Raw genomic sequence first — 799 nt, 5'->3', positions numbered from 1 at the left:
GGAAGACGGCGGGCCATTGGCCTCATGTCGACTTGTCAGCATCGCAGCCTTTACCTTTTGAAACGCTCGCTCCTCGATCTGGCGAACCCGTTCGCGGGATACTCCATATTCCGCGGCAAGTTCTTCAAGGGTCGCCGATTCCTCGTTCAGCCAGCGCGCGGTGAAGATGTTGCGTTCGCGAGCGTTGAGGTTGGCGAGGGCGTTAGCGAGGGCCAGACGACGCTGCTTGGCCTCCTGCTCCTCGGCCAACGTGATTTCACAAGTCGGCGCGGGATCGACAAGCCAATCCAACGTTTGTCCGCCCTCATCCTCGTCGTGGATCGGTACATTCAAGGAAGCGTCTCCACGCAGGCGGCGGTCCATGGCGACAACGTCTCGTTCAGCCACCTTGAGACGCTCAGCAATTAGCCTGACCTGCTCCGGACGCAAATCGCCGTCCTGTAGCGCAGAGATCGCGCTTTTGGCCCTCCGCAGTTTGAAGAAAAGCTTTTTCTGGCTGGCGCTCGCGGCGATCTTGACCAGCGACCAGGACCGCAGGATGTACTCCTGGATGGAGGCCCTGATCCACCACATCGCATAGGTGGCAAGGCGAACGCCCCGATCCGGATCAAACCGCCTCACAGCCTGCATCAAGCCAATGTTTCCTTCCGAGACAATTTCCGCGATCGGGAGGCCGTATCCGCGATAGCGCATCGCTATCTTGGCGACGAGCCTGAGATGACTGGTCACCAGGTGGTACGCTGCGTCGCGATCCCGGTGCTCGCGCCAGCGCCTTGCGTAGGCGAGCTCCTGCTCGGGC

The 799-nt window shown here is 60.8% G+C and carries 1 protein-coding gene; it reads right to left on the bottom strand.

Annotated features, from left to right (window positions below):
* The coding region (gene rpoH / locus WN73_RS11685; protein WP_271552859.1) for an RNA polymerase sigma factor RpoH at positions 1-799 on the bottom strand (799 nt) is incomplete at both ends.

The sequence above is a fragment of the Bradyrhizobium sp. CCBAU 45394 genome (assembly GCF_028128655.1).
GTDB lineage: Bacteria > Pseudomonadota > Alphaproteobacteria > Rhizobiales > Xanthobacteraceae > Bradyrhizobium > Bradyrhizobium diazoefficiens.
This window is presented reverse-complemented; position numbering and strand designations above follow the sequence as displayed.